This window comes from Acidithrix ferrooxidans (assembly GCF_000949295.1).
GTDB lineage: Bacteria > Actinomycetota > Acidimicrobiia > Acidimicrobiales > Acidimicrobiaceae > Acidithrix > Acidithrix ferrooxidans.
Genome location: NZ_JXYS01000066.1, coordinates 39,695 through 46,883, shown reverse-complemented (window position 1 = coordinate 46,883; position 7,189 = coordinate 39,695). Strand labels below are relative to the sequence as shown.

The window sequence follows — 7,189 nt, the reverse complement described above, 5'->3', positions numbered from 1 at the left end:
CCCCACTTGATATCATCACGCCACTCCTTGGACTGACTGGCTATCCACTTCTTTGGCTCCTTTCCCTCTCTACCAGGCACGACATCAAGAAGGGTTGGACTCGTAACGTCCACGATTGAGGTAGACCACTTCTGGGTCCGATAGCGACCCTCGCGACAAAACAAGGTCTCATCTAATCCGAGTGCACGAACCTTACCAAAGCGACTTGGATCCTCTACGAGGGGAGTCCCATAGGCAATGACAGCGTCATTGATCGTGTGCCAATCACAATCGAGCTCTCTGGCTACCGATGACACCGATCGACCATCTCTACCAACCACTCGGGTTGCGAATCTAGCTGCCCTATCGGTGAGCTTGAGTCTTGGAGCTGCGATCCTAGTGTCCACGTCACTCCACGACGGGGCGGAACAGTTCCCATCCTTGCACTCCCACCTGCGTTTGTGCCAGATGAGTCTGACGGCACGGCCAAAGCTTTGTAGATCAATCAGCTCTACTAGTGAGCCTCCCTTGGAATAACTCATCCCATTACATACTGGGCATTTTGGTCGTTCGCCTCGACACTCGATATGGACCCGAAGGGGTGTCTTTGAACCTTGGTCACCCAGATCCTCGATGCCAATCAAATTGACATCCATAAGATCGAGCAAGATCTCGGCAATTCGAATAGGATTTTCTTCCACAGGGGCCCTCCAGTGATGAGTTGTTGAACTATCCCATTCTGGCAGAGCCCCTGTGACCCTCCCAAACTCACCCCTGGTGCGTGGCTACACCTGACTAAATTCCCCACTTAAATCCGAAGTCCCTCTATCCTCATACAAACAGCTAAAAAATGTATAGCTCGAAGGATTTGGCTTCGGCAAAGGCCTAGGAGACACTTGCATAAGTGGATTGTTACCCGTTTTGGATTTTAAGGTCCGCACTTAATGCCCAACAAGGTATAGTACCTGCATTCTGAGTCAAAAAATGCCACCTGAAAGAGTCGAATTATGAATTGCGCAATTGCCTCCTAGTGACTCTGGTTAGGAAGATTCGTCTGAAGATAAACCAGTCACAAAATCTTCCTTCGAAGATATACCCCAACAGGCAAGGGCGATCTGAAAAAGCCTGAGACCTCCTAGGTCGTCATGGATCTTGAGAACGCCGACCAAATGCCATTCCCAGCGAGCGAGGTGACTCCGTTAAAATCGGCCCCAAGCGCTTTGTGGACATCGTATGGACTCAAATAAATAGGAGTTCGATCTGCGTTTGTAGAGACCCAAAAGAGGGCTCCACTCGGACGTAGTAGTCGCAAAACTTCGTCTCGAAAGAGAAATGAATTCTGAATCACAATTGAATCGAAGCTTTCGTCGCTAAATGGCAAACAACTGGCATCACAATTGATAACCGGCGGCGATTGAGTGGTCATTTTTAAAAGCATGGACAGAGATAAGTCGATACCAACTACCTCCCCGAAGAAATTACAGAGGAGTTCTAGATTAGATCCAGTGCCACATCCGATCTCCAAGCATCTTCCATTCAAATACTGAGCGCGGTTAAGTCCGTCCAAGAGGGCTTCAGTCCTTTCTGCGCCGCTCCTCTGACTCCAGTCTTCTGCCATTGAATCAAAGAGGTCGCCTACTTTTTTAGCACGCTCTTTCGTCCATCCATCCCTCTCAAAAGCGACCTGCCTGACAACTTTTCGCATCGGATGATCCATACCAACGCCAGGGTTCAGTGCATCAAGAGGTAACAGCGCTCTTTGAAGATAGATAAGAGACAAACCAAGACCTTCCGTAAAAATCGTAGCTAGGAAATTCTATCAACCCAGAATTTCAACTTCCAGGTAACCCGTTGATAAGTGGAATATCTAACAATTAGGACCACAAATCCAGCTACAAGAGTAGTGTCGATTCTTCTATGTTGCAATTTATTCAACCCACATCAGCGAGATACTTACGCAACTCTTTAATCTCATCTCTCAGTCTTCCGGCATATTCAAAACGAAGGTCGGCTGCGGCTTCGGCCATCTCGGCCTCTAGGGTTTGAACAAGCGCTACCACCTCATTCATATTCATAGTTGCATAGTCCGAGATACCCTTATTTCGTCTTGAATTAGATTTGGGAAGCGGAGCAGTCTTGGATGGTCTCAATTGGTCCAATATGTCTGTTACCGCTTTAGTGATTGTTACAGGGTTTATATTATGCTCTAGGTTGTAGGCCTGCTGGAGGGCCCTGCGACGCTCAGTCTCAGAGATAGCTCTCGTCATGGAATTTGTAATTGTATCCGCATACAAGATCACAAATCCCTCCGAATTCCTTGCAGCCCTCCCGATAGTCTGTATCAAAGCTGTCTCAGAGCGCAAAAACCCCTCCTTATCTGCATCGAGTATCGCAACCAAAGTAACCTCGGGCAGATCCAAACCCTCTCGAAGAAGGTTGATACCCACTAAAACGTCAAACTCACCAAGACGCAGGTCTCGAAGAATGGTCACCCTCTCAAGGGTGTCTATATTCGAGTGCAAATAACGAACCCTAAGCCCCTGTTCAAGAAGGTAATCGCTTAGATCCTCCGCCATCTTTTTCGTTAAAGTAGTCACGAGGATACGTTCATTTTTTTCAATTCGAACGCGAATCTCCGAAAGAAGGTCATCTATCTGATGCTGAGTAGGACGCACGACTACCTTAGGATCGAGCAGTCCAGTGGGCCTTACTATTTGCTGGACAACCTGACTGGATTGGGCGATCTCGTATTTCGAGGGCGTTGCAGACAAAAAGACGACCTGATTGATTCTCTCATAAAATTCATCAAACCTAAGCGGTCGATTGTCCAGAGCAGAAGGAAGCCGAAAACCAAACTCAACGAGGTTCTCTTTTCGACTTCTATCGCCTGCATATTGACCATGCAATTGTGGAATGCTAACGTGGGACTCGTCAATCACCAAAAGAAAGTCCTTGGGAAAGAAGTCCAACAGAGTAAAGGGAGGCTCTCCTGGCGATCGTCCGTCTAGGTGTCGCGAATAGTTCTCAATACCATTACAGAATCCGACTTCAGCCATCATCTCAAGGTCAAATTCAGTTCGCATCCTAAGTCTTTGCGCCTCAAGAAGCCTATTGGTACCCTCTAATTCCCGCAGGCGCTCGCCCAACTCGACTTCGATCGACGCGATGGCCCTTGTCATAGTCTCGTTACTAGCTACGTAGTGGGTAGCAGGAAAGACCACATACTCGGCGAGCTCCTCCGTAACCTCTCCGGTCAAAACGTCGTAACCCTGAATCCGCTCCAATTCGTCACCAAAAAACTCAAAGCGATAGGCCCTCTCTTCATAAGCTGGGTGAATCTCTAGTGTATCCCCCCTAACCCTAAACTTTCCGCGTACGAGATTTTGATCATTCCGGTCGTAGTGGATGTCGACAAGCCTTCGTAAAACACCTCTTAGTTCATAGCTCTCCCCGACCTGAAAGGCGAGCATCCTCTCCGAATATTCGATCGGGGATCCTAGGCCATAGATGCAGGAGACAGATGCCACTACAATCACATCTCGGCGCGTCAAAAGAGCAGAGGTAGCGGCGTGGCGCAATCGATCGATCTCATCATTTACAGAAGAATCCTTCTCGATATAGGTATCTGAGGAAGGTATGTAAGCCTCGGGCTGATAGTAGTCGTAATATGACACAAAGTATTCGACTCGATTATCTGGAAAAAACTCGCGAAACTCACTCGCCAATTGTGCAGCCAATGATTTATTAGGCGCAATCACTAGGGTCGGGCGCTGTACCGCCTCTATAGTCCAAGCTATAGTTGCACTTTTGCCCGAACCGGTAATTCCAAGAAGGGTTTGGAACCTCTCGCCGCGCTGAATTCCATCGCTTAGCTCGGCTATCGCCGTAGGCTGATCCCCTGCAGGCTGATAAGGAGAAACAACTTTGAATTTAGTCACAACATCAATCTAGGGCGCCATCCGAAACTACGATTCCCTTACCTATACCTTTAAAGCCGCAAAAGTTCCCACAAAAAAATGAACCACCCCAACGCCAACTCTTGCCGTTCCGACCAGATTAACAAAAACAACAGGGACTCCCTGCGTCAAACTTACCCTGGACCTGCAAACAATGAAAACTAGAGGCGAATTGATAGAAGTAGCCATTGACCTATCAACGAGGCGAGAGAGCCGGTGACAGGTTTTTTAGATCGACTCCAGCCAAAATCAACTATTGTAGCAGTAAAGATATATTGCGCAAGGGGATCTAATAAATGTCTCGAGTTGACGTACTTGAAGATACCAGAACAGACAATAACGATATCGACGAGAGGGACCGAATGGCCCATATCGTTCTACCTGCCTCAGCTGTTACCGAAGCTATCATCACGGGAAAGCCATGCACAGCCCTTTGTGGCAAGACCTGGGTCCCAACTCGAGATCCTCAAAAGTATCCACTATGTCCCACGTGCAAAGAAGTTGCTCAGGCCAAGGGCTGGAAGATACCAAGCAACTAAAGATTCGATCAGACAAGGTGTGCGATCAGAACATCGCCTCGATCATCTTGGTAGCGAAGTCTTCGAAACAGTAAAGCCATCTGGACTTTCATCCCTCAGTCATACCACCGAACATGAGGAAAAGCTTAAGCCAACAAGCATCACTTTGTCTGGCCATTTAATCTGACAAATATATAGACCAACAGACTTTGAGGTCTGTTTCACAAGAGATCCAAAAGGATCTGCAAAAATCGATAGAGGCTGAATTACAAACCTAAACTAGCACTTTTATAGCAAATTCAAAGATCTAATGTAGTTGGATATCGCAATTCAATTTAAATATCCAGATTCATGGATATTTATATTGAAAGCCAAATTAGAAGAGAATTGCTACTCCAGTACCTCAGGCAATATCTAATAGGTCGACCAGATCTTCAACCTGTCTCAAAAGATCTTCCTTGGTCGAAGAGTTATCTAGGACGTAATCTGCTACACCAAGGCGCACCTCCCGAGAAACTTGGGAATTTATCCTTGCAAGAGCCTCTTGCCTTGTAATATCGCGGTTGGCTACGATCCGCTCCAATGCAATAGCGGGATCACAATCTACCACTATTAGCGCTTCAAGACCGTATCTAGCTTTACCTCCTCCCTCGACCAAAAGAGGGATGTCAAGCAGGACTACGCCATCAGGATTACCAGCTCCAATTTTTCCAATTCTTCTCGCGATCTCCACTCCTATGGCTGGATGTGTGATGCTGTTCAAGAGCTGCAACTTATCCGAATCATAAAATACAATGGAGGCAAGCTTTGCCCGATCCAATGCACCACTGGCATCGAGGATAGAAGTGCCAAATTCCCCGACAATCTCAAGCAGGGCTGCCGTACCTGGTTCTACCACATAGCGTGCAATCTCATCGGCATCAATGACTTCAAAACCGCTCCTACCTAAATACGCAGCAACCGTCGACTTACCCGACCCTATACCACCAGTCAAACCAAAGATTCGCATAACTCTATCCTAACCAGCCCCAACAATGATACGAAGATGCGACATTGAACTAGCACTCCCACGATTCATCATGGCTATATAAAAAAATACTGTCCCAAACCAAGTGGTCTGAGACAGTATTTATAGTAATTTCCGTCAGTAATAGCTATCGAGCTGTCGCTTTGATAGGTAACTCCTGATGACAAATATTACTCTTGCGAATCCTCTTCTGAGCTCGCCGAGGTGCCCCGCTGGGACTCTAGGTCTGCAAGCCAAGCCTTTTGGGCTTCGGTTTCGGGTTCAAAGTCAACTGCTGAGTAGTCATAGGTACCAATAAAGTTACCATCGTCATCGTAGGCATGCTCACCGTAGATATCTTGATATTCAGCAGCCACTTCGCCACCATCTGCAGCTTGCTTGATGGAGATGCTAATTCGTCGACGTGCAAGATCGATATCGATGATCTTAATCCAAAGCTCTTCGCCAACTTCCACTACATGGTCAGGCGAGTCGACATGTTGGAAAGACATCTCTGAAATATGGACCAAACCTTCGATTCCTTCAGCAACCTGAATAAATGCACCAAAGGGAACCAGCTTAGTTACGCGACCATAAACCAATTCTCCAGGCTTATGTGCGCTTGCGAACTCTTCCCAAGGATCACGCTGAGTTGCCTTGAGGGAGAGCGAAATTCGCTCCTTGGATCGATCCACTTCAAGAATCTGAACGTCAATCTCATCGCCAACTTGTACTACCGAAGATGGATGGTCGACATGCTTCCATGAAAGTTCCGAGACGTGAACGAGGCCGTCCATTCCGCCAAGGTCCACAAAGACACCAAAGGCAACGATAGACGAAACCACACCTTTTCGAACGTCGCCAGGCTTGAGGTTGGCCAAGAACTCTTCGCGCTGCTCTTTCTGAGTCTCCTCTAACCATGCTCGACGTGAAAGAACAACGTTGTTTCGATTCTTATCCAGCTCGATGATCTTAGCTTCCATCATCTTGCCAATGTATGGAGTGAGGTCTCGTACTCGACGAAGCTCTACCAACGATGCCGGCAAGAAACCGCGAAGTCCGATGTCTACGATAAGTCCGCCCTTGACGACTTCGATTACCGCACCCTTGACTGAGCCATTCTTCTCCTTGACCTCTTCTATAGAGCCCCAAGCGCGCTCATACTGAGCTCGCTTCTTGGAGAGGATTAGACGACCTTCCTTGTCTTCCTTTTGGATGACAAGTGCCTCAACCTCGTCGCCAACTTTGACGACTTCAAATGGGTTGACGTCGTGACGGATCGAAAGTTCCCGCGCGGGGATAACACCCTCGGACTTGAAACCGATGTCGAGGAGAACCTCGTCTTTATCGACCCTTACAACTTTACCTTTGACGATATCTCCATCGTCAAAACGAACGATCGTTTGTGCAATCGCATCATCAAATGAGAGATCGCCGAGATCGTCTGCTACTATTACTCGCGGTGTGCCTTCGTCTTCAAGCTGAATTTCTTCAACTTCAACTTCTGGCGCGCTAACCGAATCGGACATGAATGTAGAACGCTTTCTTTACTTACAATTTTGAAAGCAAATCAAAAAAATGATTACGCTTCATCTCAAAGCATATCCACATTTATGATAAACCTCTACCACAATCTAAGTAATGAAGACATACTTTTTCCTCAAAGCATAATAATAGTTAATAATTACTTTATATTACCTAAACGAAATCAAACAATTAGAAGACATTTT

General features: G+C 47.0%; 6 protein-coding genes. 1 reads left to right on the top strand and 5 read right to left on the bottom strand.

The window, feature by feature from the left end:
* The 3 genes from AXFE_RS10030 to uvrB form a co-directional block, all read right to left on the bottom strand.
* The coding region (locus tag AXFE_RS10030; RefSeq protein ID WP_160291815.1) for a transposase family protein at positions 1–680 on the bottom strand (680 nt) is incomplete at its 3' end.
* Positions 681–1,114: 434 nt separating this feature from the next.
* Positions 1,115–1,759, bottom strand: a complete 645-nt coding sequence (locus AXFE_RS10025; RefSeq protein WP_052605720.1) for a class I SAM-dependent methyltransferase — start codon at positions 1,757–1,759, stop codon at positions 1,115–1,117.
* A gap of 151 nt (positions 1,760–1,910) precedes the next feature.
* On the bottom strand, positions 1,911–3,917 hold the full coding sequence (gene uvrB / locus AXFE_RS10020) for an excinuclease ABC subunit UvrB (RefSeq protein ID WP_152626017.1): 2,007 nt from the start codon (positions 3,915–3,917) through the stop codon (positions 1,911–1,913).
* Positions 3,918–4,231: 314 nt separating this feature from the next.
* Between uvrB and AXFE_RS10015 the strand changes: the two genes are divergently transcribed.
* Complete coding sequence (locus AXFE_RS10015; protein WP_052605718.1) at positions 4,232–4,474, top strand: DUF3039 domain-containing protein; 243 nt, start codon at positions 4,232–4,234, stop codon at positions 4,472–4,474.
* A 382-nt stretch (positions 4,475–4,856) separates the two neighbouring features.
* Here the strand turns inward: AXFE_RS10015 and coaE are convergent, their stop codons facing one another.
* Both coaE and rpsA read right to left on the bottom strand, forming a co-directional pair.
* Positions 4,857–5,462, bottom strand: a complete 606-nt coding sequence (gene coaE / locus AXFE_RS10010; RefSeq protein WP_052605717.1) for a dephospho-CoA kinase — start codon at positions 5,460–5,462, stop codon at positions 4,857–4,859.
* Positions 5,463–5,650: 188 nt separating this feature from the next.
* Positions 5,651–6,988 carry a 30S ribosomal protein S1 gene (gene rpsA / locus AXFE_RS10005; RefSeq protein WP_082058648.1) on the bottom strand — a complete coding sequence of 446 codons (1,338 nt, stop codon included), beginning with the start codon at positions 6,986–6,988 and terminating at the stop codon, positions 5,651–5,653.
* Positions 6,989–7,189: the final 201 nt, after the last annotated feature.